This is a genomic window from Mycolicibacterium arabiense (assembly GCF_010731815.2).
Classification (GTDB): domain Bacteria; phylum Actinomycetota; class Actinomycetes; order Mycobacteriales; family Mycobacteriaceae; genus Mycobacterium; species Mycobacterium arabiense.
The window spans coordinates 5,728,738-5,753,989 of record NZ_AP022593.1; the positions used below are offsets into that span (position 1 = coordinate 5,728,738).

20 protein-coding genes and 1 pseudogene are annotated in these 25,252 nt (G+C 68.8%); 14 read left to right on the forward strand and 7 right to left on the reverse strand.

Translation table 11 applies throughout. The annotated features are described in order from the left end of the window. Positions 1-31: 31 nt before the first annotated feature. The 3 genes from G6N61_RS29260 to G6N61_RS29270 are packed head-to-tail and all read right to left on the reverse strand — an operon-like array spanning position 32 to position 3,065. Positions 32-901: a sugar phosphate isomerase/epimerase family protein gene (locus tag G6N61_RS29260; protein ID WP_235887339.1), complete on the reverse strand. Its 870-nt coding sequence runs from the start codon at positions 899-901 to the stop codon at positions 32-34. Further along, the gene (locus tag G6N61_RS29265) at positions 898-1,905 is read right to left on the reverse strand and encodes a Gfo/Idh/MocA family protein (RefSeq protein ID WP_163924335.1); all 1,008 of its coding nucleotides are present in this window, start codon (positions 1,903-1,905) and stop codon (positions 898-900) included. Before G6N61_RS29265 ends, G6N61_RS29260 begins: the two co-directional genes overlap by 4 nt. After that, positions 1,902-3,065: a phytanoyl-CoA dioxygenase family protein gene (locus tag G6N61_RS29270; protein ID WP_163924336.1), complete on the reverse strand. Its 1,164-nt coding sequence runs from the start codon at positions 3,063-3,065 to the stop codon at positions 1,902-1,904. The genes G6N61_RS29265 and G6N61_RS29270 overlap by 4 nt, the downstream gene beginning before the upstream one ends. A gap of 140 nt (positions 3,066-3,205) precedes the next feature. Between G6N61_RS29270 and G6N61_RS29275 the strand changes: the two genes are divergently transcribed. From G6N61_RS29275 to G6N61_RS29305, 7 genes are all read left to right on the forward strand, one after another. Then, entirely contained in the window at positions 3,206-4,207 is a 1,002-nt protein-coding gene (locus G6N61_RS29275; RefSeq protein WP_163924337.1) for a LacI family DNA-binding transcriptional regulator, read from the forward strand. Positions 4,208-4,299: 92 nt separating this feature from the next. Next, on the forward strand, positions 4,300-5,148 hold the full coding sequence (locus G6N61_RS29280; RefSeq protein ID WP_407666339.1) for a PfkB family carbohydrate kinase: 849 nt from the start codon (positions 4,300-4,302) through the stop codon (positions 5,146-5,148). A gap of 327 nt (positions 5,149-5,475) precedes the next feature. Further along, positions 5,476-7,419 (forward strand): 2-oxoacid:acceptor oxidoreductase subunit alpha, encoded by a 1,944-nt coding sequence (locus tag G6N61_RS29285; RefSeq protein ID WP_163924338.1) that lies wholly within the window; start codon positions 5,476-5,478, stop codon positions 7,417-7,419. Next, a complete protein-coding gene (locus tag G6N61_RS29290) occupies positions 7,416-8,498 on the forward strand; it encodes a 2-oxoacid:ferredoxin oxidoreductase subunit beta (protein WP_163924339.1) in 1,083 nt (360 codons plus the stop codon). Before G6N61_RS29285 ends, G6N61_RS29290 begins: the two co-directional genes overlap by 4 nt. After that, positions 8,470-9,177, forward strand: a complete 708-nt coding sequence (mobA, locus tag G6N61_RS29295) for a molybdenum cofactor guanylyltransferase (RefSeq protein ID WP_268968332.1) — start codon at positions 8,470-8,472, stop codon at positions 9,175-9,177. The genes G6N61_RS29290 and mobA overlap by 29 nt, the downstream gene beginning before the upstream one ends. 960 nt (positions 9,178-10,137) lie before the next feature. Next, on the forward strand, positions 10,138-10,461 hold the full coding sequence (locus G6N61_RS29300) for a transglycosylase family protein (protein ID WP_163924341.1): 324 nt from the start codon (positions 10,138-10,140) through the stop codon (positions 10,459-10,461). A gap of 230 nt (positions 10,462-10,691) precedes the next feature. Beyond that, complete coding sequence (locus G6N61_RS29305; RefSeq protein ID WP_163924342.1) at positions 10,692-11,207, forward strand: transglycosylase family protein; 516 nt, start codon at positions 10,692-10,694, stop codon at positions 11,205-11,207. 258 nt (positions 11,208-11,465) lie between these two features. Here the strand turns inward: G6N61_RS29305 and G6N61_RS31380 are convergent. From G6N61_RS31380 to G6N61_RS29325, 4 genes and pseudogenes are all read right to left on the reverse strand, one after another. After that, positions 11,466-11,627, reverse strand: a pseudogene (locus G6N61_RS31380) (VOC family protein); the annotation flags it as partial. Further along, positions 11,624-12,784: an FAD-dependent oxidoreductase gene (locus G6N61_RS29315; RefSeq protein ID WP_163924343.1), complete on the reverse strand. Its 1,161-nt coding sequence runs from the start codon at positions 12,782-12,784 to the stop codon at positions 11,624-11,626. The gene G6N61_RS29315 and the pseudogene G6N61_RS31380, both read right to left, overlap by 4 nt. A 19-nt stretch (positions 12,785-12,803) precedes the next feature. Then, positions 12,804-13,334: a PaaI family thioesterase gene (locus G6N61_RS29320; RefSeq protein ID WP_179973547.1), complete on the reverse strand. Its 531-nt coding sequence runs from the start codon at positions 13,332-13,334 to the stop codon at positions 12,804-12,806. Next, a complete protein-coding gene (locus G6N61_RS29325; RefSeq protein WP_163924344.1) occupies positions 13,331-13,708 on the reverse strand; it encodes a winged helix-turn-helix transcriptional regulator in 378 nt (125 codons plus the stop codon). Before G6N61_RS29325 ends, G6N61_RS29320 begins: the two co-directional genes overlap by 4 nt. Before the next feature lie 80 nt (positions 13,709-13,788). On the opposite strand from G6N61_RS29325, the gene G6N61_RS29330 reads away from it, so the two are divergent. The 7 genes from G6N61_RS29330 (at position 13,789) to G6N61_RS29360 (ending at position 25,218) form a co-directional block, all read left to right on the forward strand. Next, complete coding sequence (locus G6N61_RS29330) at positions 13,789-15,801, forward strand: S9 family peptidase (RefSeq protein WP_235887340.1); 2,013 nt, start codon at positions 13,789-13,791, stop codon at positions 15,799-15,801. Between the two features lie 45 nt (positions 15,802-15,846). Next, on the forward strand, positions 15,847-17,103 hold the full coding sequence (locus G6N61_RS29335; protein WP_163924345.1) for a saccharopine dehydrogenase family protein: 1,257 nt from the start codon (positions 15,847-15,849) through the stop codon (positions 17,101-17,103). A 60-nt stretch (positions 17,104-17,163) separates the two neighbouring features. After that, positions 17,164-19,830 (forward strand): valine--tRNA ligase, encoded by a 2,667-nt coding sequence (locus G6N61_RS29340; RefSeq protein ID WP_163924346.1) that lies wholly within the window; start codon positions 17,164-17,166, stop codon positions 19,828-19,830. After that, on the forward strand, positions 19,827-21,242 hold the full coding sequence (folC, locus tag G6N61_RS29345) for a bifunctional tetrahydrofolate synthase/dihydrofolate synthase (protein WP_163924347.1): 1,416 nt from the start codon (positions 19,827-19,829) through the stop codon (positions 21,240-21,242). Before G6N61_RS29340 ends, folC begins: the two co-directional genes overlap by 4 nt. Continuing rightward, a complete protein-coding gene (locus tag G6N61_RS29350; RefSeq protein WP_163924348.1) occupies positions 21,239-21,637 on the forward strand; it encodes a DUF4233 domain-containing protein in 399 nt (132 codons plus the stop codon). The genes folC and G6N61_RS29350 overlap by 4 nt, the downstream gene beginning before the upstream one ends. A gap of 16 nt (positions 21,638-21,653) precedes the next feature. After that, the gene (ndk, locus tag G6N61_RS29355) at positions 21,654-22,064 is read left to right on the forward strand and encodes a nucleoside-diphosphate kinase (RefSeq protein ID WP_163924349.1); all 411 of its coding nucleotides are present in this window, start codon (positions 21,654-21,656) and stop codon (positions 22,062-22,064) included. A gap of 304 nt (positions 22,065-22,368) precedes the next feature. Further along, the gene (locus tag G6N61_RS29360) at positions 22,369-25,218 is read left to right on the forward strand and encodes a ribonuclease E (RefSeq protein ID WP_163924350.1); all 2,850 of its coding nucleotides are present in this window, start codon (positions 22,369-22,371) and stop codon (positions 25,216-25,218) included. The last annotated feature ends 34 nt before the right edge of the window (positions 25,219-25,252 follow it).

Below are 25,252 nucleotides of genomic sequence, written 5' to 3' on the forward strand. Positions count from 1 at the left end.
ACGCGATGCCGCCCCGCTTCTCGCTCGAGACTCACGACGCGACGCTCCGCAGATACGCCACGCTCGCCACGACGTCGCGCACCGGCCCCTCGCCCTCGGGCTCACCGTCGAGGATGGTGTCCTGCTCCAGCACGAACCAGCCATCGAAGCCGTTGTCGCGCAACACCGAGACGATCCCCGCGATGTCGACGTCACCGGTGCCCAGCGGGGTGTACATCCCGGCCTTGACGGCCTCGGTGTAGGTCAGCTCGCCGGACTGGACCCGACTCGCCAGCGTCGCGTCGACGTCCTTGAGGTGGGTATGGGCAACGCGGTGCGGCACGGCCTTCGCCAACTCCAGCGGGTCGGTCCCGCCGATCATCAGGTGTCCGGTGTCGAGGCACAGCGGGATCGCCGAACCGTCCAGCACGCGGTCGACGTCGGCACGCGTCTCGACCATGGTGCCCACGTGCGGGTGCAGCACGGCGAGCAGACCTTCGCCCGCGACGATGGCCGCGAGCCGGTCGAGGTTCGCCAGCAGCGTCGCCCACTGAGCATCGTCGAGCACGGGGCGCACGTCGTAACCGGCCAACCCCGTCGCGGCGGCCAGCACGACGACACCGGCGCCTGCCGCTCGCAGTGCGGCAAGGGGGCCGACGAGGTCGTCCGCGGGATCGTGTGCGGCGTCGTGCAGGACGACGGGGACGAATCCGCCGACGCAGGCTAGGTCGTGGCCCGCCAGCACGGACGTGAGCGCTTCGGTGTCCGACGGCAGGAAGCCGTCCGGACCTAGCTCGGTCGCCGTCAGTCCGGCGCTGCGCATCTCGGCGAGGACGCGGTCGCGGTGCAGTTGGTGGCCCCAGCCGGGCACCTCGCACACGCCCCACGAGATGGGGGCCCCGGCGATCTTCAGAGTGGTCACGAGTTGCGCACCTCATCGAGCGTGACCGGCGTTCCCCGGCGCAGGGATTCGGTGGCGGCCTCGGCGAGCCACGCCACCTCGACCGCGTCGGCGACTGTCGCTCCGAGGACCGGGCCACCCTTGGTTACCTCGACGAACGCCGCCAACTCGGTGCGGAACGCCTCGGTGAAGCGGTCCATGAAGAAGCCGTGCGACGGACCGCTGGGAAACTCGTTGTCAGGGTCGGTATTTCGTAGTGGAACGCCTTGGTCCCAGCCTGCGGCGACGCTGTCGTGGAAGCCGTGGACCTCGAGGCGACAGTCGTAACCGCGCGCGTTGTAGCGGGCGTTGGACACCACGCCGAGGGCGCCGCCGTCGAACTTCACGATCACCGCGGCGGTGTCGACGTCGCCGTACTCGGCGAACAGCGGATCGCCCTGCACGGTGCCGGTGGCGTACACCTCGACGGCGCGCTGCCCGGTGATCCAGTTGATGACGTCGAAGTCGTGGACCGCGCAGTCGCGGAAGATGCCGCCCGAGCCCTTGATGTAGTCCAGTGGCGGGGGAGCCGGGTCCATCGTCGTGCTGCGGACGGTGTGCAGCGTTCCGAGCGACCCGTCGTCGACGGCGCGCTTGGCGGCGGCGAACGCGGCGTCGTACCGGCGTTGGTAGCCCACCTGCACCGGCACCCCGGAGGCCAGGATGGCCTCGGCGACGCGGGCGCTCTCGACGGCCGTGGAGGCAATCGGCTTCTCGCAGAACGTGGGGATGCCCCGCTCGACGGCGGCCAGGGTCAGCTCGGCGTGGGCGGGCGTCGCGGCGGCCACGACGACGCCGTCGACGCCGGAGGACAGCAGTTCGTCGACGGTGGCGACGAACTTCGCGCCGTGCTTGGCGGCGACGGCCTCGGCAACCTCGGAGCGCTCGTCGGTGATCACCAGCCCGTCGAGACCCGCCAGGTTGCTGAGGGTTTCGGTGTGGAATGCGCCGATCCGGCCCAGTCCGATCACTCCGAGGGTGGTCAAGGGATTCTCCGTTCTCCGTGCGCGGTGAGCGCCGTGTCGAGTGCTGCGGGCGTGAACCCGTCGGCCAGGGCGGCCAGCACGGTGTCCACCTGGCTAGGTGGGGCGAGACTGCCGATCGGCTGGTCCCGGTCGAGGTTGGTGGGGAACGCGTAGCCCTCGGCGGTCGCGTTGACCACATTGCGGAGGTCGCGATCCGAGCGGCCTGCGGCCTTCATCCCGAGCAGAGACGGGTAGATGGCTCGGACCATCGCAGTGCGGTCCATCGCCTCCATCGCCCGCCCGAACGGCGACGAGATCTGCAACAGGTTCGCCATGCGGCGGATGTCGGTCGAGGTGTTGGCACCGGCACCGTGCATGAGCGCCGGGTTGAAGAACACCGCGTCGCCCTTGCTCAGCGGCAGTTGCACGTGATGGTCGGCGAAGTAGTCGATGAACTCCTGGCGGTAGAACGCGACGTAGCCGGCGGTGAACCGTTGCGAGTGCGGCAGCAGCATCGTGGGCCCACTCTCGAGCGGCATGTCGCAGTGGGCGACGGCGCCCTGCAGGGTCAGCGCCGGCGACAACGCATGCACGTGGGCGGGGTAGGCACTGAGCTGATCCGGGTCGACGAAGCCGAGGTGGAAGTCGCGGTGCGGAACCTGTGCTCCGCCACCGGGATTGACGACGTTGACCTGCGAGGTCACCTGGTAGCGCGGGCCGAGCCACGCTTCGCAGACGAGCGCCAGCGCATCGGCGGCGTAGTAGTCGGCGAACACCTCGGGGGCGTGCAGCGCCAACTTCTGCGCAGCGTTCCAGATTCGGTCGTTGGCGCCGGCCTTGCCGAAGTGGTCGCCGGCGACGCTGCCCTCCGCGCGCTGGGCGTCGATGATCGCGGTCAAGGCTTCGGACGCGGCGTCGACGACGTCGTGGTCGAACGCGCCCTCGAACGCGACGACGCCCGGTCCGTCCGCGAGCGCGCGGATCAGCTCGGCCTGCAGTGCGCGCCGGTCACGTTGCGCGATCGCGCCCGCGGAGTAGACCGGCACGTTCTGCCGCACATCGCTGGCCATCGGGTAATCGGCGGGATCGGTCTCCCGGGTCACCTGCGCGCGGAACGCGTCGAGGTCGCAGTCCGACGCCTCGACCCACGCTCCGGTCGCAGTCGTTGCGCTCGTGGTCATGTCCATGAGTCTGGCTGTGACGTGGAACGCAATCAACACCAGAAACCCATCAAAAAGACCTCAGGTCCAGGGCGACTTGTGCACACTGAGTTGCGGTCACCGCAACTGCGGGTGCACGAATCGCGACGAGGAGCGGGGACATGCCTCACCGGTACAAGGTGCGCGAGATCGCTCAGCAGGCCGGGCTGAGCGAGGCCACGGTCGACCGGGTGCTCAACGACCGCGCAGGCGTTCGGGAAAGCACCCGCGCCGAGGTCGCCCAGGCCATCGCCGACCTCGACAAGCAGCGAGCCCAGTTGCGGCTCAACGGTCGTCGGTTCCTGATCGACGTCGTCATGCAGACGCCTCGGCGCTTCTCCGATGCGTTCCGTGCGGCGATCGAAGCCGAGCTGCCCGCATTCGCCCCCGCAATGGTGCGTGCCCGGTTCCATCTCTGGGAGGCGGGCGCGACCGCACAGACCGTCGACGCCTTGTCGCGCATCCGCGGCAGTCACGGCGTGGTGCTCAAGGCGCAGGACGAGCCCGAGGTCGTCGAAGCCGTCGACCGCCTGGTCGCCGGTGGCGTGCCGGTGGTCACCTACTCCACCGACGTGCCCTCGAGTTCCCGGTGCGCCTACGTCGGGATCGACAATCACGGCGCCGGGATGACGGCGGCGTACCTGATGGACCAATGGCTGGGGCCTGCGCCGTCGGACGTGCTGATCACGTTGAGCCGCACGGTGTTCCGCGGGGAGGGGGAACGCGAGGTCGGGTTCCGGTCGGGGCTGCGGCGATCGGGCCGGGCCATCGTCGAGGTGAGTGACAGCGACGGCATCGACGCCACCAACGAGCGCCTGGTGTTCGACGCGCTGGAACGCAATCCCCGGATCGAGGCCGTGTACTCCGCGGGTGGCGGCAACACGGCCACCGTCGCCGCCTTCGAGCGGCTCGAGCGCAACTGCCGCGTCTTCGTCGCACACGACCTGGACGCCGACAACCGCCGGCTCCTGCGCGACGGCCGCATCTCGGTGGTGCTGCACAACGACCTTCGCGCCGACGCCCGCCTTGCGATCCGGGTGCTGCTGCAGCAACACGGCGCGCTGCCGGTCGAACCCGTCCGCACCACCCCGATACAGGTCGTGACGCCGTACAACCTGCCCTGATGCACCGCGAATCGTTATCCTGCGCTGCGCCGACTACGCTTCGCCGCATCCCCCGACGAGCGCAGCCGGGGTTCGAACTAGGGAGAACAGCGGTGCAGCAAGGGCTCGTCAAGGGCGTGACCGTGCTGGGCAATCTGGCGATCGACGTCATCGACGGCGCGCCGCCGAGCCCGGGCGGATGTGCGTCGTTCGCGGGTGTGGCGTTGGAGGCCGTCGGAGGCCACGGCCACATCGCGGCCCTCGGCGCACCGCGAGACCATGCTCTGTTCGATCCGCTGGTGGCACGCTTCGGCTCCCTGGTCCGCATACTCCCGTCGGAGGTGACCAGCGGTTTCCGGCTCGACTACGTCGACGTCGACCACCGCCGGATGTCCGTGGACGCGATCGGCCCCGTATGGGGTGCCGCCGAGGTGGAGGCCGCGGACCCGGACACCACCTGGGTTCACCTGGCCCCGCTGCTGCGCACCGACTTCCCCGCCGACACGCTGGCTCTGCTGTCCTCGCGCGGGCACCTCGTCGCCTACGACGGTCAGGGCCTCGTCCGTGCCGACCGGGTCGGACCCCTCGTCGAGGACCGGCATTTCTCGCCGGACCTGCTCGAGCACCTCGACATGCTCAAGCTCGCCGAGGACGAAGCGGTGGTCGTCGCCGACGGCGACTTCGACGCGGCCACGGCCGAGCGGCTCGGTGTCCCGGAGATCGTCGTCACCTTCGGTTCCGAGGGCTGCGACATCTACACCGACGGCGACGTGGTGCGGGTGCCCGCAGCCTGGCGGGTGGACGGCGTCCAGACCACGGGAGCCGGTGACATGTTCACCGCCTGCTACGTCGCGCATCGCGCTGCAGGCGACGGACCGGTGCCCTCGGCCCAGCTCGCCAGCGAACTCGTCGCGCGTGAACTCGACAAGCGTCTCAAGGTCGGTCACGCCGACCTCGTGTAGCAGCAGGTCGCAGCGATGCCACCGTCCCTACCGGTCGGTAACCGCGATCTTAGAGAACGACGTTCTCGAAAAGTGACGAAGACCACAAATCCGCGGCGTCGCGCCGCCATTCACGCCTCTGACCTGCGCCGTTCACAAAGCCTTACCTGCAGGTAACCGGCGAGTCCGGTGTAGCCCAGCCTAAGAGAAGTGCAATAATCGTGACTGCCAGTGACAGAAAACTGGGTGGACGTCATCTCGGCGGCGCATCGCGCAACTTGGCCTTCTCGAAGACCTCGATCGCGACCCGAAATGGCGCGACCTGACCAATCGTGAAAGGCAGGGGTCGTGAGTCAAGACGGCAACGGCACCAGCAACGGCGGATCCCCGCGGCAGAAGCTCGAAAAGGTTGTCATCCGATTCGCAGGCGACTCCGGCGACGGCATGCAGCTCACCGGTGACCGATTCACCTCCGAGGCCGCGCTGTTCGGCAACGACCTTGCCACGCAACCGAACTACCCCGCCGAGATCCGCGCACCACAGGGCACCCTGCCGGGTGTGTCGTCGTTCCAGATCCAGATCGCGGACTACGACATCCTCACCGCCGGTGACCGTCCCGACGTCCTGGTCGCGATGAATCCCGCGGCGCTCAAGGCCAACGTCGCCGACCTGCCGCGCGGCGGGCTGATCATCGCCAACTCCGACGAGTTCACCAAGCGCAACCTCGCCAAGGTCGGCTACGAGGCCAACCCGCTGGAGTCCGACGAGCTGTCCGACTTCGTCGTGCAGGCCGTCGCGATGACGACGCTGACGCTCGGTGCGGTCGAGTCGATCGGCGCCACCAAGAAGGACGGCCAGCGCGCCAAGAACATGTTCGCCCTGGGGCTGCTGTCGTGGATGTACGGCCGCGAACTGCACCAGAGCGAAGTCTTCATACGCGAGAAGTTCGCCAAGAAGCCCGAAGTGGCCGAGGCCAACGTCCTCGCGCTGAAGGCCGGCTGGAACTACGGCGAGACCACCGAGGCATTCGCCACCACCTACGAGGTGTCACCCGCCAAGCTCAAGTCCGGCGAGTACCGCCAGATCTCCGGTAACACCGCGCTGGCCTACGGCATCGTGGCAGCCGGGCAGCTGGCCAACACCCAGGTGGTGCTGGGCACCTACCCGATCACGCCCGCGTCGGACATCCTGCACGAGCTGTCCAAGCACAAGAACTTCAACGTCCTGACCTTCCAGGCCGAGGACGAGATCGCGGGCATCGGCGCCGCGCTGGGCGCCTCCTACGGCGGTGCACTCGGCGTGACCAGCACGTCCGGTCCCGGCGTCGCGCTCAAGTCCGAGGCCATCGGGCTCGGCGTGATGATGGAGCTGCCGCTGCTCGTCGTCGACGTGCAGCGTGGGGGTCCGTCGACCGGTCTGCCCACCAAGACCGAGCAGGCCGACCTGCTGCAGGCGCTCTACGGCCGCAACGGCGAGTCACCGGTCGCCGTTCTAGCGCCCCGCTCACCCTCGGACTGCTTCGACATCGCGGTCGAGGCGTCGCGCATCGCGCTGACCTACCGCACGCCGGTCATCATCCTGTCCGACGGTGCGATCGCCAACGGCTCGGAGCCGTGGCGCATCCCCGACGTGTCGGCGTACGAACCCATCGATCACACGTTCGCCAAGGCCGGCGAGCCGTTCGAGCCCTACGCCCGCGATCCGGAGACGCTGGCGCGCCAGTTCGCGGTGCCGGGCACTCCCGGTCTCGAGCACCGGATCGGCGGCCTCGAGAAGGCCAACGGCTCGGGCAACATCTCCTACGAGCCCGGCAACCACGACCTGATGTCGCGCGTTCGTCAGGCGAAGGTCGACGGCATCTCGGTGCCCGACCTGGAGGTCGACGACCCGAGCGGGGACGCGGAGGTCCTGCTCATCGGCTGGGGCAGCTCGTACGGCCCGATCGGCGAGGCCTGCCGACGGGCCCGCCGCAAGGGCATCAAGATCGCCCACGCGCACATCCGTCACCTCAACCCGTTTCCCGCGAACCTCGGCGAGGTACTCAGCCGGTACCAGCAGGTCGTCCTACCGGAGATGAACCTCGGCCAACTCGCGATGCTGCTGCGCGCCAAGTTCCTCGTCGACGTGCAGTCGGTGACGAAGATGGAGGGCATGGCGTTCCTGGCCGACGAGGTCGAGGGCATCATCGACGCCGCGCTGGACGGCACGTTGCGCGAGAAGGAAACCGACAAGAGCAAGTTCGCACGTTTGGCAGCCGCCACCGTGAGCGCTGGTGTGGGAGTAGACCTATGACTGACCTGATCGGATCCGACCTCGGATTGACCGCCTCTGGTTTGACCAAGACCAGCGGGGTGCCGACCACCGACCAGCCGCAGAAGGCCAAGGACTTCACGAGTGACCAGGAAGTCCGCTGGTGCCCCGGTTGCGGTGACTACGTCATCCTCAACACCATTCGCAACTTCCTGCCCGAACTCGGGCTGCGGCGCGAGAACATGGTGTTCGTCAGCGGCATTGGCTGCTCGAGCCGCTTCCCGTACTACCTGGAGACCTACGGTCTGCACTCGATCCACGGGCGTGCGCCGACCATCGCGACGGGCCTGGCACTGGCCCGCGAGGACCTGTCGGTGTGGGTCGTCACCGGCGACGGCGACGCCCTGTCGATCGGCGGCAACCACCTGATCCACGCGCTGCGCCGCAACGTGAACCTCACGATCCTGCTGTTCAACAACAGGATTTACGGCCTCACGAAGGGGCAGTACTCGCCGACGTCAGAGGTCGGCAAGGTCACCAAGTCGACGCCGATGGGTTCGCTGGACTACCCCTTCAACCCGGTGTCGCTGGCACTGGGAGCCGAGGCGACCTTCGTGGGCCGGGCGCTGGATTCGGACCGCAAGGGCCTGACCGAGGTGCTGCGCGCTGCCGCTGCGCATCGCGGCGCTGCGCTGGTCGAGATCATGCAGGACTGCCCGATCTTCAACGATGGCTCATTCGACGCGCTCCGCAAGGAAGGCGCCGAGGAGCGTCTCATCCGCGTCGCCCACGGTCAGCCGATCACCTTCGGCGCCGAGGGCGAGTACTGCGTGGTGAAGTCCGGTTACGGACTCGAGGTCGCCAAGACCGCAGACGTCGCCGCCTCTGACATCGCCGTGCACAACGCCGAGATCGACGATCCCGCGTACGCCTTCGCACTGTCGCGCCTGTCCGAGCAGAACCTCGACCACACCGTGATGGGGATCTTCCGCCAGGTTCAGCGCCCGACGTATGACGAGATGGCGCGGAACCAGGTCACATCCGCGATGGATTCCAAGCCCCACGACACCGCGGCTCTGCAATCCTTGCTGCGTGGAAAAGACACCTGGACCGTCGAGTAACGCGGGAGCCGACGCTCTCACTCCGCCTGCCGCGATCGTGCTGGCGGGCGGTGCGTCCCGGCGCATGGGCCGGGACAAGGCCACGCTGCCGTTCTCGGCTCCCGACGGCGAGACCACCATGGTCGAGCAGGTCGTCCGGACGCTGAACACCCGCTGTTCGCCGGTCTTCGTGATGGCTGCACCGGGTCAGCCGCTGCCCGAACTCCACGCGACGGTGCTGCGCGACGAAGCCCGGGGGGTGGGGCCGCTGCTGGCCACCGCCCGCGGGCTACACGCCGCCGCGGCGGCCGGCGCCGAGTTCGCCTTCGTATCCGCCGTCGACATGCCCTACCTCGACGCGTCGATCATCGACGAACTGCTCGGCCCCGCCCGGCGGCTTGATGCCGACGTGGTCCTGCCGTGGGACGGTCGGACCCACTACCTCGCGGGCGTCTATCGCACGACGTTGGCAACGCTCGCCGATCAGCTGGTCGAGGCGGGGGAGCGGAGTATGCGCGCACTGGTGCACGCCGTCGACACGCAGCGGGTCGTGATGCCCGAGCAGCGGTCGCTGACCAACGTCAACACCCCGCCGATCTCGGGTAATGGTGCCAGCAAATTGGCGAATTCGAACGGGATCGCGATTGAATTAATGGCGACTAACCGAATAGCGCCATGGGAATGGGTTTCGAGCGTGTGATTCACGCTCCAATTGCCCTCGGCTGATCGCAGAGTCGGCACGCCACTGTCCGATGTGTCGACGCAACGGGCATTGCCCGCAAGCGTTTTCGGCGCTGTCGAGCCCGGGTGTCGAGGAACGGACGGCTCCTCCAACGCCCTTTCGGGCGACGCGTCGGCGTCACAATGGGATCCGTTCTCTCCTGTCGTACCGCCCCAGGCCGGTTCTGCGCAGGTGGTGCCTTGCCATTGCGCGGGACCACAGCGAGCGATTCAGACGTCTGGTTGGCAAAAGCGCTGCCGCGCAATGCCTTCGCGCGGATAGGCATCAACCGGTCTGCAGTTCGGTCACGCGTCACGACGGGCCCCGTCAAGGCGGAAACCGTTGTTAGACAACATCATCAGACGTGACGCATCGATCGCAACGCATCCCGGCCACAGCGAACCGGATCGACGCCTGTTGGGCGTCGGAGGCGAAATCGCTGTGGCAGAACCCAATCGAGTGGCTAGTGGTGCCCGTGGTGCAACCTGGTTGTGTGCGGGCTCACAATATCGTCGTGACGTGCATCACGATCTCACTGGCAGGCAAGAAACGGTGGAAGCCCTCGAAAGTCACCGTTGACCTGCATTTATCGGCTCGTCGTCGCACCGTGATCAAACCGTGATCATGCCGTGAATCGCATTCGTGTCGACATGACTTTGCGATCCGACGTTTAGTACGGTCCCAAACGTCTCCAAACGGAGCAAACAAGTACACATCACGAACCTGCGTGTGAGTGGGGCTGCGGTGGGTCGGGACCAGGGTCCCGACGTCACGCCGCGGCGGCCGGATGAGTCATCCGGCGAGGCGACTACGACCTCCCGCTGTCGTACCCGACCGAGACGGTGCGGCCCATATCCCCGGCCTAGCTGGACCAGGCACTTCACGTCCGCGTGCTGCGCGGACGCGTCGATGGCGCGCGCTTGGCGAAAGGGATCGAAGTTGAAGAACATCCGCAAGACGTTTGGGCTGGCCACCATCGCTGGGGCACTCACCGTGGCTCCGATGGCGCTGGGCGCCGGCACCGCGAATGCGGACGGCGTGAACTGGGACGCCGTGGCGGCGTGCGAGTCGGGTGGCAACTGGTCCACCGCGACCGGCAACGGCTACTACGGCGGCCTGCAGTTCACGATGAGCACGTGGCGATCCAACGGCGGCAGCGGCTCGCCGCATCAGGCTAGCCGCGAGGAGCAGATCCGGGTGGCGAACAACGTCCTGCAGACGCAGGGCATCGGCGCATGGCCGACGTGCGGCGGGCGGGGCTAACCCCCACGTCGTTCGACCCGAGGAAGGCGGCAGCCGATTCGATCGGCTGCCGCCTCCTCCGTCTCTACTACCTCAGCCTTCCCTGCTGTCCATCACACCCCGGTAAAGAACCTCTACCTCTTCTGTAACGCGTGAAGTGGGTCACACGACGTACCACATGACTGCGCCAGGCGAGCTGAGCGACACGCCCTAGCGGTTCTCGTGTCAACCGGTCGGGGAAGGACCGCAACATGATCATCAGCACCGCACTTCGCGACACCACCGCCAGGGTCCTGCGCTTCGTGATCCTCATCGGCGCGCTGGCTCTTGCCATCGGCGCCATCACCACTGCGTTGTCCGCCGCGTCGGCGCGGGCGGACACCATGAACTGGGACGCCGTCGCGCAATGCGAATCCGGCGGCAACTGGGCAGCCAACACCGGCAACGGCCACTACGGCGGTCTGCAATTCAAGCCGGCGACCTGGGCGTCCAACGGCGGAGTCGGTTCGCCCACGACGGCATCGCGTGCCGAGCAGATCCGCGTCGCGGAGAACGTCCTGCGCACTCAGGGTGTGAAGGCATGGCCCAAGTGCGGTCCGCGCGGGGCAACGCCTGCCGTGTGGCGCACCCCGGCTGCGCCGTCGGCGCCCGCCACGGGAACCGGCTGCGACGCCATCCGCCAGGGCGGCATCCTCGGCGTCGTCGATCTGCGCCAGATGTGCTCGACGTTCCTCGCGCCGTTGGCCGCCTTCACTCAGCCGCGCTGAACGAACTCGTTCCCCTCCGGATCCACCGGGCCGTCGAAGGTGCCACCCCCGACACTCCATCGCCAACGGTTCGGCGTGACGCGGGCATCGGGCACCGGCACGAACTTCCAGACCAGATCCGGCCACCCGGCGCAGCCGTGTAGATAGCGCGGCGTGCCATCCGGCCCCGGACCGATCTGCGCGCGGACCCGAGGAGCCCACCACGGCGTCGAGGACCCGGGCGCCCATCGCCAGGAGGGCCTCGACGTCGCGCACGTAGACGTCGAGGTGCACGCGGTTCTTGACGACCTTGGGTCGTTCCTGCGGCACCACCTCCAACAGCCGTGCACACTCATCCGGGCCGAGCGCCGACTCCCAGAACCCACGGACTGCCGCCGGATCGTCCGCCTCGACGATCAGCCGACCGAGTGACGCCGTCATCGCGACCCTCCGCCGGGAAGGGCGAACGCCGAGCGCGCCGCGATGGTCGACAGGTGCCGGGTCAGCACCGCCTCCGGCACCACCGAGGACGCCCGCACCAGCGCAGCCCCCGCGAAGGCCGGTCGCAGGTTGACCACCTCGCCGATGACGCGCGATTCGCGCATCAGCCGCCGCACCCGGGGGCGGCGCGCGGCGGCGAACCGGGTGAAGGCCGCGGGCAGGTCGTCGCCGCGGCCGATGCAGTGGGCCAGGACCGCGGCGTCCTCGAGACCCTGACAACCGCCCTGACCGAGATGCGGACGCATCGGGTGCGCCGCGTCGCCGACGAGCACGATGCGTCCCCGCGACCACACCTTCGCCGGCTCGCGGTCGTAGAGGTCATTGCGCAACACGTCGGTCTCCTCGGTCGCCGCGAGCAGTGCGGGCACCGGGTCGGCCCAGTGCGAATACTTCGCGCGCAGATGGGGCAGCTCCCCGCCGGGTGCGCTCGCGCCCTCGCTGCAGCGTTCCGTGCCGAACCAATAGGTGTGATCGGCTCCCAGCGGAACGTGCCCGAATTCCGTCCCGGTCCCCATGGTCTCGCCTGCGAGGTCGGGATCGATGGCGCACCGCGCGATCGCGCGCCACGCCGTGTAACCGGCGTAGCGGTGCCGCAGCGGGCCGTTCAGGTGGCGTGCGACCGCCGACCCGACCCCGTCCGCGCCGATCACCGCGGCCGCCTCCCGTACGCTGCCGTGGCTCATCGCCACCGCCACCCCGGCGCCGGTGTCGTCGAAAGACGTTGCGGCCAGGCCGGTCTCGACCGTGCCGGGGGACAGCGCGTCGGTCAGCACCCTGGCAAGGACGGACCGGCGCACCACGACGAGCGGCTCGCCCAGCGCCTTGGTGATGCGTTCGGGTGACGGGTGGCGCAACCACGTGCCGTTGCTCCACCGCATCGCGCCCGCGGTCACCCGCCCGCCAGAGTCCCGAACCGCGTCGCCGAGTCCGATCGCGTCGAGCGCGGCCAGCGCGTTGGGCCAGATGCTTATGCCCGCGCCCGACGAGGTGTCGCTGCGTTCCTCCACGATCGCGACGTCGTGGCCTCGGCGTTGCAGCGCGACGGCCGTTGCCAAGCCGGCGATGCCGGCGCCGATGACCAGGATGCGTTGCGTCACGCCATGAAAATAGGGCGAATCAGAGGTCGAACACCAGCAGCGTGCTGGTGGCGGTCGCGACGACCGAGCCGCCCGCGTCCGTCACGACGCCCTCGGTGAAGCCGACCCGCGAGCCGGCCTTCACCACGGTGCCCGTGGCGAGCAGTGGTCCACTGGTCGGCCGGACCGCCTTGAGGTAGTTCACCTTGATCTCGATCGAGGTGTAGCCCTTGCCCTGCGGAAGCGTGCTGTGCAGGGCGCAGCCCGCCACCGAATCCAGCAGCGTGCAGACCAATCCGCCGTGGATGGCGCCGATCGGGTTGTACGCCGACTCGTCGGGCTGGCAGCTGAACACCACGCGCCCGGGCTCGGCCGACACCATCCCGAAGTCCATGAGACCGGAGATCGGGGGCGGCGGAAGGACGCCGTCGACCATGGCCCGCAGATAGTCGATGCCAGACATCGCCAGGCCCTTGGCGGTCGTCGGTGCGGGGTCGTGCCAGGCGACCACCTTCGTGCGACGGTCGCCCCACTCGGCGCGGTGCTGGTCGGCAGTGAGTTCTGCGGTCAACGTGACTCCTCGGTCGTGCGGTCGTGGTCGTGCGGTGGGACGGCTTCGTCGCTGGCCACGGCGTGCTGGGCGCCCCACGCCAGTAGCGCAGCCAGCACGGGGCGAAGGGCCCGTCCGGCGTCGGTCAGTGCGTACTCGTCGCGATGCGGCGTCCGCGGCACCCGCATGACGATGCCTTCGGCCTCGAGCGTCTTGAGGCGGGCCGCGATCCGGTCGCGTGGCGCCCCCGTACCACGCACGATGTCGGTGAAACGGGTGGCGCCCAAGGTGATCTCGCGAACCACGAGCAGCGCCCACCGCTCACCGACGACTTCGAGCGCCGCTGCGATCGGGCACGGCCGCCCCGGCAGGTCGGTCAACGCGATGGCGGCCATGGACGAAGCATGCCATCAATCGGTTTGACTTCCAAACCGGATCAGTGGGACGGACCGTCGGCCCCGTGGTACCAACGATCGTGTCCTTCGTTCCCCGGCCCGCGCAGCCCGCACTGCCCGCCGCGCCGTTCACCGACCTCGACGACTACCTTCAGATCCCTCGGGTGGCCGGCCTCGCCGTATCGCCCGACGGGTCGCGTGTCGTCACCACGATCAGCGAACTCGACGAGTCGGGAACCGAATACCGCACGGCCATCTGGGAACTCGACCCGGCCGGTGGCTCGGCCGCCCGCCGGCTCACGCACGGACCCAAGGGCGAGTCGGCGCCTACGTTCACCAGCGCCGGAGACCTGCTGTTCCTCTCCGCGCGGCCCAAGCCCGGTGACCATGACGACCAGTCGCCCGCCGCGCTGTGGCGGCTCCCAGCATCGGGCGGGGAAGCGGTCGCGGCGTTCGAGGCGCCGGGTGGAGTCGACGCCGTGATGGCCGCCCGCGGTGCCGACGTCGTCGTGGTCAAGACGGCACTGTCGCCCTCGGCGCGCACCCTCGACGACGACCGGCGACTACGCGCATTGCGCAAGGACGGCAAGGTATCGGCGGTGCTGCACGCCGGCTATCCGGTGCGGTACTGGGATCACGACATCGGACCCGCTCAACCGCACCTGCTCGCCGTCGACGACGGGCGGGACGTCACACCGGATCCGGGGCAAGCGCTGCGGGAGGCAGGCGTCGACCTCAGCCGCGACGGCCGCTTCGCCGTCACCACGTGGCAGGCCCCGGCTCCCGGGGCGGCCACCCGCAGCAGACTGGTGCGGATCGACCTGGCGACCGCGGAACGGACCGTCATCGTCGACGATCCGGGTGCCGATCTGTTCGGGCCGGCGGTGGCGCCGGACGGGACCCGCGTCGCATACCTGCGCGAGACGTTCATTACGCCCACCGAGGCGCCACGAATCACCTTGTGGCTGGCGACGTTCGACGGTACGACCACCCAGGTCGCCGCCGGGTGGGACCGATGGCCCACGTCGGTGGCGTGGTCGGACGACGGCTCGGCACTGGTGGTCACCGCGGACGATAACGGCCGCGGGCCGGTCTTCGTGATCGACCCGACCGACTCGGGTGTCGAACGTCGCACCGACGACGACTTCACCTACACCGACGTGCATCCCGTCGCCGGTGGTGACGTCTTCGCCATGCGCAGTTCCTACGCCAGGCCGCCGCATCCCGTCCGGGTCACCGCCGAGGGGGGCGTCACGGAGTTGCCGTGCGTGGATGCTCCCAACCTGCCCGGCGAGCTGTCGGAACTCACCGCCACCGCGGCCGACGGCACGCCGGTGCGGTCCTGGTTGATCCTGCCCGACACCACGGACCCCGCACCCCTGCTGCTGTGGATCCACGGTGGCCCGCTCGCCAGCTGGAACGCCTGGCACTGGCGCTGGTGCCCGTGGCTGCTCGCGGCACAGGGATACGCCGTGCTGCTGCCCGATCCGGCGCTGTCGACGGGTTACGGCCAGGACTTCGTCCAGCGTGGTTGGGGCGCTTGGGGAGCCGCGCCGTACACCGATCTGATCGCCGCAACCGATGCCGCCTGCGCACACCCCCGCGTGGACGGCAACCGCACCGCGGCGATGGGTGGCTCGTTCGGCGGGTACATGGCGAACTGGATCGCCGGACGGACCGACCGCTTCGATGCCATCGTCACCCACGCCAGCCTGTGGGCGCTCGACCAGTTCGGGCACACCACCGACGGCTCCTACTGGTGGGCGCGGGAGATGACCACCGAGATGACGGATGCGAACTCACCGCACCGCCATGTCGAGCGCATCAGCACGCCGATGCTGGTGATCCACGGGGACAAGGATTACCGGGTACCGATCGGCGAGGGCCTCCGGCTCTGGTACGAGCTGCTGTCGAGTTCGGCGCTGCCCGCGGCCGACGACGGCACCAGCCCGCACCGCTTCCTCTACTTCCCGGACGAGGGGCACTGGGTCGCCAAACCGCAGCACGCCAAGATCTGGTACCAGGTGGTGACCTCCTTCCTGGGCACACACGTGCTCGACCGCCCGGAGGAGCTGCCCGAGACCCTCGGCTGACGGGACGCCTCCGACGCCTGCTGCGACCCTCGGTAGGTTGGGGTCATGACCGCAGAGCAGCGTGAATTCGACGTAGTGGTGTACGGCGCGACGGGATTCGTCGGGAAGTTGACCGCGGACTACCTCGCCAGAGCAGGCAGCGGTGCGCGCATCGCGCTGGCAGGCCGGTCGGCAACGAAGCTGCGTGACGTCCGCGATTCGCTCGGACCCGCAGCGAGCGACTGGCCCCTCATCGAGGCAGACGCGTCACAGCCGTCCTCCCTCAACGACATGGCCGCGCGTACCCGCGTGGTCGTGACGACCGTCGGTCCGTACACCAAGTACGGCCTGCCGCTCGTCGCCGCGTGCGCTGCCGCGGGGACCGACTACGCCGACCTGACTGGCGAGACCATGTTCGTCCGCGACAGCATCGACACCCATCACGAGCAGGCGGCCGACAACGGGGCACGCATCGTCCACGCATGCGGATTCGATTCCATCCCCTCGGATCTCAGCGTCTACGCGCTGCACCGGCGGGCCGAACAGGACGGCGCAGGACAGCTGGGTGAGACCACCCTCGTGGTGCGGCGCTTCGCCGGCGGCATCTCGGGCGGCACCCTCGCCTCGATGCTCGAGGTGCTGGACACGTCGTCGTCCGACCCCGAGGCACGTCGGCAGATGAACGACCCCTACACCCTGAGCACCGACCGGTCGGCCGAACCCGAACTGGGGCATCAATCGGACACGCCCTGGCGGCGCGGCCGGGATATCGCACCGGAACTCGACGGCGTCTGGACGGGTGCCTTCGCCATGGGCGCGCCCAACTCCCGAATCGTGCGGCGGTCCAACGCGCTGCTCGACTGGTCCTACGGCCGCACGTTCCGCTACGCGGAGACCATGAGCATGGGTTCCTCGGTCGTCGCGCCCGTGGCCGCCGCGCTCGACACCGCCGCCAACGTCGCGATGCTCGGTCTCGGCGGCAGGTACTTCAACAAGCTCCCGCGGGGGCTGATCGAGCGAGTCCTGCCCAAGCCGGGCACCGGTCCCAGCGAGAAGGCCCGTGAGAACGGTCATTACACCGTCGAGACGTACACCACCACGACCACCGGCGCACGGTACCGCGCCACGATGTCGCAGCAGGGTGATCCCGGCTACAAGGCGACGTCGGTTCTGCTGGGCGAATGCGGCCTTGCGCTGGCCCTGGACCGCGACGCGCTGTCGGATCTGCACGGCGTGCTCACCCCTGCCGCCGCGCTCGGCGACGCACTACTGGCGCGATTCCCGGCGGCGGGCGTCTCCCTGGAGACCGAACGATTGGCCTGACCCGACCGAGCGTGTCGGGGGCTTGATCGACCACTGGTCCGCGGTTCCTAGAATGTCGAGGTGACCGCCACCTCGCAGCCTGCCGACCACCCCGGGGCATCCGCCCTGCCGAAATCGTGGGACCCGGGCGAGGTGGAGAGCGAGCTGTACCAGGGCTGGGTCGACGCCGGATACTTCACGGCCGACCCGTCGAGTGCCAAACCGCCCTACTCCATCGTGCTGCCCCCGCCCAACGTCACCGGCAGCCTGCACATGGGTCACGCGCTCGACCACACGCTGATGGACGCGCTGACGCGCCGCAAGCGCATGCAGGGTTACGAGGTGCTGTGGCTGCCTGGCATGGACCACGCGGGCATCGCGACCCAGAGCGTCGTCGAGAAGCAGCTCGCCATCGACGGCAAGACCAAGGAGGACTTCGGCCGCGAGCTGTTCGTCGACAAGGTCTGGGACTGGAAGCGGGAGTCCGGTGGCACCATCGGTTGGCAGATGCGCCGCATCGGTGACGGCGTCGACTGGAGCCGCGACCGGTTCACCATGGACGACGGGCTCTCGCGGGCCGTGCGCACCATCTTCAAGAGGCTCTACGACGCCGGCCTGATCTATCAGGCCGAACGCCTGGTGAACTGGTCGCCGGTGCTCGAGACGGCCATCTCCGACCTCGAGGTCAAGTACGACGACGTCGAAGGCGAGCTGGTGTCGTTCCGCTACGGCTCGATGAACGACGACGAGCCGCACATCGTCGTCGCCACCACGCGCCTGGAGACGATGCTCGGCGACACGGCGATCGCCGTGCACCCCGACGACGACCGCTACCGTGCGCTGGTCGGGTCGACGCTGCCGCACCCGTTCCTGGACCGGGACGTCGTGATCGTCGCCGACGCGCACGTCGATCCCGAGTTCGGCACCGGCGCAGTGAAGGTCACCCCCGCCCACGACCCGAACGACTTCGAGATCGGCGTGCGGCACGGCCTGCCCATGCCGTCGATCCTGGACACCAAGGGTCGGATCGTCGACACCGGAACACAATTCGACGGCATGGATCGCTTCGACGCGCGGGTTGCGGTCCGCGAGGCGCTCGCCGCCGAGGGCCGCATCGTGGCCGAGAAGCGGCCGTACGTGCACAGCGTCGGGCATTCCGAACGCAGCGGCGAACCCATCGAGCCGCGGCTGTCGCTGCAGTGGTGGGTGAAGGTCGAGTCGCTGGCCAAGGCTGCTGGTGACGCAGTGCGCAACGGCGACACCGTGATTCACCCCAAGAGTCTCGAGCCGCGCTGGTTCGCGTGGGTCGACGACATGCACGACTGGTGCATCTCGCGTCAGCTGTGGTGGGGGCACCGCATCCCGATCTGGCACGGCCCGAACGGCGAGAAGGTTTGTGTCGGACCCGACGACACCCCGCCGGAGGGTTGGGAGCAGGACCCGGACGTGCTCGACACGTGGTTCTCCTCGGCGCTGTGGCCGTTCTCCACGATGGGATGGCCGGACTCCACCCCCGAACTCGAGAAGTTCTATCCCACCAGCGTGCTGGTCACCGGCTACGACATCCTGTTCTTCTGGGTCGCGCGCATGATGATGTTCGGCACCTTCGTCGGCGACGACGCCACCATCACCGAAGGCGGGTCGCGGGGCCCGCAGGTGCCGTTCGAGAACGTGTTCCTGCACGGCCTGATCCGCGACGAGTTCGGCCGGAAGATGAGCAAGTCGAAGGGCAATGGCATCGATCCGCTGGACTGGGTCGAGACCTTCGGCGCCGACGCGCTGCGGTTCACGCTGGCCCGCGGTGCCAGCCCGGGTGGCGACCTGTCGATCGGTGAGGACGCCGCCCGCGCGTCGCGGAACTTCGCGACCAAGCTGTTCAACGCCACGAAGTTCGCGTTGATGAACGGTGCCAGTCCCGCCCCGCTGCCGGCCGTCGAGGCGCTCACCGATGCCGACCGCTGGATTCTCGGGCGCTTGGAAGAGGTTCGGGCGGAGGTGGACTCGGCGTTCGACGCCTATGAGTTCAGCAGGGCATGCGAGTCGCTGTACCACTTCGCGTGGGACGAGTTCTGCGACTGGTACCTCGAGCTGGCGAAGGTGCAGCTGGCCTCCGCTCCCGACGGCCCGACGAATGCCGTGCTGGCCGCCGTGCTCGACGCCCTGCTCAAGCTGCTGCATCCGGTGATGCCCTTCGTGACCGAGGCGCTGTGGAAGACGCTCACCGGCGGTGAGTCGGTGGTGATCGCCGACTGGCCCAGCGCTTCGGGCGTGGCGCTCGATCCGGTTGTCGCGCAACGGATCGCCGACATGCAGAAGTTGGTGACCGAGGTGCGCCGGTTCCGCAGCGACCAGGGCCTCAACGACCGCCAGCGGGTGCCCGCCCGGCTCGTCGGCATCGGCGACGCCGATCTGGACACCCAGGTGCCCGCCGTCGCCGCGCTCGCCTGGCTCACCGAACCCGAGGACGGGTTCACCCCGTCGGCGTCGGTCGAGGTCCGTCTGACCCGCGGCACGGTGGCCGTCGAACTCGACACCTCCGGCACCGTCGACGTCGCCGCCGAGCGACGCAGGCTGCAGAAGGATCTGGCGGCGGCGGAGAAGGAACTGGCGCAGACGACGGCGAAGCTCGGCAACGAGGCCTTCCTGGCCAAGGCGCCCGAGCCCGTCGTCGAGAAGATCCGAGCCCGCAAGCAATTGGCCGCAGAAGAGGTCGAACGCATCTCGGGTCGCCTCGACGGTCTGCGATGACCGAGCCGACGCCCGACGAGATCGCATCGCTGCTGCAGGTCGAGCACCTGCTGGATCAGCGCTGGCCGGAAACGAAGATCGAGCCCAGCCTCGGGCGGATCAGCGCGTTGCTCGAACTGCTCGGTTCGCCGCAGCGGGCGTACCCGAGCATCCACGTGGCCGGCACGAACGGCAAGACCTCGGTGGTACGGCTGATCGACGCACTGCTGATGGCGCTGCACCGCAGGACGGGTCGCACCACCAGCCCACACCTGCAATCCGCGGTCGAGCGCATCGCGATCGACGGTGAGCCGCTCTCGCCGGCGGCCTACGTCGAGACCTACCGCGAGATCGAGCCGTTCGTCGAACTCGTCGACCGGCAGTCCGAGGCCGACGGAGGCCCGCGGATGAGCAAATTCGAGGTGCTGACCGCCATGGCGTTCAGCGCGTTCGCCGACGCACCGGTCGACGTCGCCGTCGTCGAGGTCGGCCTGGGCGGACGCTGGGACGCGACCAACGTGGTCGACGCGCCGGTCGCCGTCATCACCCCGATCGGGATCGACCACGCGGACTACCTCGGCGACACGATCGCCGAGATCGCCGCGGAGAAGGCCGGGATCATCGTCAAGGCCAAGGAGGAGCCCGTACCGTTGGAGGTCGATCTGAGCACTGTCGCGGTGATCGGCCAGCAGGTACCCGAGGCGATGGAAGTCCTACTGGCCCAAGCAGTTCGCGCCGATGCCGCCGTGGCACGGGAGGACTCCGAGTTCGCCGTGCTCAGTCGCGAGGTCGCCATCGGGGGACAGGTGCTCGAGCTGCAGGGTCTCGGCGGCGTCTACTCCGAGATCTTCTTGCCGCTCCATGGTGAGCACCAGGCCCACAACGCGGTCGTCGCACTCGCGGCCGTCGAGGCGTTCTTCGGCGCGGGCGCCGGCCGCCAGCTCGACGTCGACGCAGTGCGCGCGGGCTTCGCGAACGCGACCAGCCCTGGCCGTCTGGAGCGGATGCGCAGCGCGCCGACGGTCTTCATCGACGCCGCGCACAACCCCGCGGGCGCAGCCGCCCTGACCACGGCTCTCGAGCAGGAGTTCGACTTCCGGTACCTCGTCGGCGTGGTGTCGGTGATGGCCGACAAGGACGTCGACGGCATCCTCGCCGCGCTCGAGCCCGCGTTCGACGTGCTGGTCGTGACCCACAACGGATCGCCGCGGGCCATGGAGGTCGAGGCACTGGCGATGCGCGCCGAGGAGCGGTTCGGTCAGGAGCGGGTCGTGATCGCATCCACTCTGCCGGACGCCATCGAGACGGCGACGGCCATGGTCGAGGACGCCGGCGACGACGGCGCCGGGTTCTCCGGAGCGGGCATGGTCATCACCGGCTCGGTGGTCACCGCAGGCGCCGCCCGCACGCTGTTCGGACGGGATCCACGATGACGTCTGTCGAACCACCACCGGCCCCACCGGACCCGTGGAAGAGCTTCCGCGGGGTGATGGCCGGCACCCTCATCCTCGAGGCGATCGTCGTGCTGCTTGCCCTGCCCGTGGTGAGCGTGGCCAACGGTGGTCTGACGTGGACGTCCGGCGGCTACCTCATCGGCCTCAGCGTCGTCCTGATCCTGATGGCTGGCGTGCAGGGCAGGCCGTGGGCGCTCAAGGCGAACCTGGCCGTGCAGGTGGTGGTCGTCGCGGGCGCACTCGTGCACCCCGCGGTCGGATTCATCGGCGTCGTGTTCGCAGCGGTGTGGGCGTTGATCGCCTACCTGCGCGCCGAGGTCAAGCGTCGACAGGACCGGGGCCAGTTGCCTGGGCAGCAGGATCCACCCGGCTGACCGGTACGCTGTCGCCGTGACTGAACAGACTCTGATTTTGGTGAAGCCCGATGGCGTCAAGCGACTGCTCGTCGGCGAGATTCTGAGCAGGATCGAGCGCAAGGGGCTGACGCTCGCGGCCCTCGAACTCAAGACGGTCGACGACGCATTGGCCCGTGCGCACTATGCGGAGCACGAGGACAAGCCGTTCTTCCCGTCGCTTCTGGAATTCATCACCTCGGGACCCGTCGTGGCCGCCATCGTCGAGGGACCCCGCGCCGTTGCCGCGTTCCGGCAGATCGCGGGCGGCACCGATCCGGTGGAGAAGGCTGCCCCGGGCACGATCCGCGGTGACCTGGCCTTGGTCACCCAGGACAACCTGGTGCACGGCTCGGATTCGCCCGAATCGGCGGCCCGCGAAATCGAACTCTGGTTCCCCGGGCGTTAGCTGTCTGGCCCCCCGCCGACGGCACCTCGTCGGAAACACCGCGACGGTGTGGGATACTGGCCTTGGGTGACCGGCTTCATACCAGAAGCGGAAGCCCGGATGAAGACTTAGACGTGCGCGACCACGTGACCCCGAAGGTCAGGTGCGGCGCCGACCGTCCAGCCATCATTCAGCCAGGCACTGAGGGCTCCACCCGGAGTTGCTCGGAGCGAGACCATACAAGCTCGGGGGTCCCCTCGAGCCCATAGCGGAAGCCCTCGCGTGGCCGCGTCGATACGACGCGCCCGGGGGCTGAGGAGAATACGTGGCCCAGGATGCGCCTACCCAAGACCAGCCAGAAGACATCCAGCAGGACGAGCAGCCGCCCGCGCCGCTGACCGACGCCGGTCCCGGCGACGGCACTGCTGCCGTCACCGACGCAGACCCGGATGCAACCGGTGACGCCGAAGCGGTCGAGGGCGACGAACCACCCACCGGCACCGAGCCCGACGACGGTGACTCCTCAGCCGTCGAGCCCGCAGCCGCCGAACCGGCCGCTGCCGAATCCGAGCCCGAGCCACCCGCTCGCGGTGTCCTCTCACCGTTCTCCTATGTGGAGGAGCCGGAACCGGAACTGCCGCGTGCCACGCCGGATGCCGGCGCCCAAGCCGTCGACTATCGCCCCTTGTTCGTCGCGCCACCACTGTTCGTCGCACCGCGACCGGCCCAACCGGTGGACGATGACGACGATGACGACGTCGACGACGTGGACGACTCCGACGACGACGACACCGACTCCGACGATGCGGCCGTCGACGCCGACACCGACGACGATTCGGCCGACGACCGGCCCGCCAACCGCCGCCGTCGGCGCGGACGCCGTGGCCGCGGCCGCGGGCGCGGTGAGCAGAGCAGCGACGACGCAGGCGACGACACCGACGAGGAGTCGACCGACGACGCTGACTCCGACGACGACTCCGATGACGAGGACGGCGCCGACGACGACAACGCCGGCGGCGAGGGCGCTACCCGTCGCAGGCGGCGCCGCCGCAGGCGCAAGTCGGGGACAGGCGACGGCGACGACGCCACCTCGACCGACGACCCGCCGAACACCGTCGTGCACGAGCGCGCACCGCGCGAACGGTCGGAACGCCCGGAGAAGTCGAACAAGTCCGACGAGATCCAGGGCATCAGCGGCTCCACGCGGCTCGAGGCCAAGCGTCAGCGCCGGCGCGACGGCCGCGACGCGGGTCGACGTCGTCCGCCGATCCTGAGCGAGGCGGAGTTCCTCGCCCGCCGCGAGGCCGTCGAACGCGTGATGGTCGTCCAAGACAAGGTCCGCACCGAACCGCCGCACGAAGGCGCCCGCTACACGCAGATCGCCGTCCTCGAGGACGGCGTGGTGGTCGAGCACTTCGTGACCTCAGCCGGTTCCGCGTCGCTCGTCGGAAACGTGTACCTCGGCATCGTGCAGAACGTGCTGCCCTCGATGGAGGCGGCATTCGTCGACATCGGCCGCGGCCGCAACGGCGTGCTCTACGCCGGTGAGGTGAACTGGGAGGCTGCGGGCCTCGGCGGTGCGCAGCGCAAGATCGAGCAGGCACTGAAGCCGGGCGACTACGTCGTCGTCCAGGTGAGCAAGGACCCCGTCGGACACAAGGGCGCCCGCCTCACCACCCAGCTGTCGCTGGCCGGCCGCTACCTGGTCTACGTGCCGGGGGCGTCGTCGACCGGCATCAGCCGCAAGCTTCCCGACACCGAACGGCAGCGCCTGAAGGAGATCCTGCGCGAGGTGGTGCCCGCCGACGCGGGCGTCATCATCCGCACGGCGTCCGAGGGCGTGAAGGAAGAGGACATCCGCTCCGACGTCGATCGGTTGCAGGAGCGCTGGAAGCAGATCGAGGCGAAGGCCACCGAGATCACCGGCAAGGCCGCCGGTGCCGCGGTTGCGCTCTACGAGGAGCCCGACGTCCTGGTCAAGGTCATCCGCGATCTCTTCAACGAGGACTTCTCCGGGCTGATCGTCTCCGGTGACGACGCGTGGAACACGATCAACGACTACGTGACCTCGGTTGCGCCGGAACTCCTGCCGCGGATGACGCGGTACGAGCCGGCCCAGCCCGATGGTCCCGACGTCTTCGCCGTCCACCGCATCGACGAACAGTTGGTCAAGGCGATGGACCGCAAGGTGTGGCTGCCGTCGGGCGGCACGCTGGTGATCGATCGCACCGAGGCGATGACCGTCGTCGACGTCAACACCGGCAAGTTCACCGGCTCCGGTGGAAACCTCGAGCAGACCGTGACGCGCAACAACCTCGAGGCTGCCGAGGAGACCGTCCGCCAGCTGCGGCTGCGCGACATCGGCGGAATCATCGTCATCGACTTCATCGACATGGTGCTGGAGTCCAACCGGGATCTGGTGCTGCGCCGTCTCACCGAGGCGCTCTCGCGGGACCGCACGCGCCACCAGGTGTCCGAGGTGACCTCGCTGGGCCTGGTGCAGCTGACCCGCAAGAAGCTGGGTACCGGCCTCATCGAGGCGTTCTCCACGACCTGCTCGCACTGTGCCGGCCGCGGGATCATGCTGCACGGTGATCCGGTCGACTCCGGCGCTCCGTCGAGCCAGGGACGCAAGTCCGAGCCCGGCGCAGGCCGGCGTGGCAAGCGGGGCAAGAAGGGCGGCCGCACCGAGGAAGTGCCGGTCGCGAAGGTTCCCCCGCACGCCGTGGGTGAGCACCCGATGTTCAAGGCGATGGCGGCGGCGAACGGCCGCAGTGACGACGAGACCGACGAGACCGACGAGGACGACATCGAACTCGAAGGCGATGACGTTGCCGCCGAAGGCGTCGTCGGCGAGGTCGTGGACGAAGCCGTCGACGAGGACGTCGAGGACTCCGACGACGAAGACTCCGACGAGGAGGACTCCGACGATGACGACCTCGACGACGACGAAGACGACGATGACGAGGACGACGACATCGAGGTCATCTCCGACGACGATGACGACGACTCGGATGACGACGATGACGACGACGACTCCGACGACGACGACTCCGACTCGGATGACGACGACGAGGATGACGAGGACGACGAGCCCGTGCTGGTTGCGACCAGTCGCCCACGTCGACGTCGCGCAGCCGCGCGACCTGCCGGACCGCCGAGTCAGGATGGGTGAATCGGTCGGCGGTGAGGCGGTTTGACCCCTTACC

Excerpts from the sequence above, each read along its gene's own strand:
- G6N61_RS29270 (WP_163924336.1), bottom strand. The coding sequence starts at position 3,065 with ATGACCACGAGCGCAACGACTGCGACCGGAGCGTGGGTCGAGGCGTCG.
- G6N61_RS29275 (WP_163924337.1), top strand. The coding sequence starts at position 3,206 with ATGCCTCACCGGTACAAGGTGCGCGAGATCGCTCAGCAGGCCGGGCTG.
- G6N61_RS29290 (WP_163924339.1), top strand. The coding sequence starts at position 7,416 with ATGACTGACCTGATCGGATCCGACCTCGGATTGACCGCCTCTGGTTTG.
- G6N61_RS29305 (WP_163924342.1), top strand. The coding sequence starts at position 10,692 with ATGATCATCAGCACCGCACTTCGCGACACCACCGCCAGGGTCCTGCGC.
- G6N61_RS29325 (WP_163924344.1), bottom strand. The coding sequence starts at position 13,708 with ATGGCCGCCATCGCGTTGACCGACCTGCCGGGGCGGCCGTGCCCGATC.
- G6N61_RS29335 (WP_163924345.1), top strand. The coding sequence starts at position 15,847 with ATGACCGCAGAGCAGCGTGAATTCGACGTAGTGGTGTACGGCGCGACG.
- folC (WP_163924347.1), top strand. The coding sequence starts at position 19,827 with ATGACCGAGCCGACGCCCGACGAGATCGCATCGCTGCTGCAGGTCGAG.
- G6N61_RS29350 (WP_163924348.1), top strand. The coding sequence starts at position 21,239 with ATGACGTCTGTCGAACCACCACCGGCCCCACCGGACCCGTGGAAGAGC.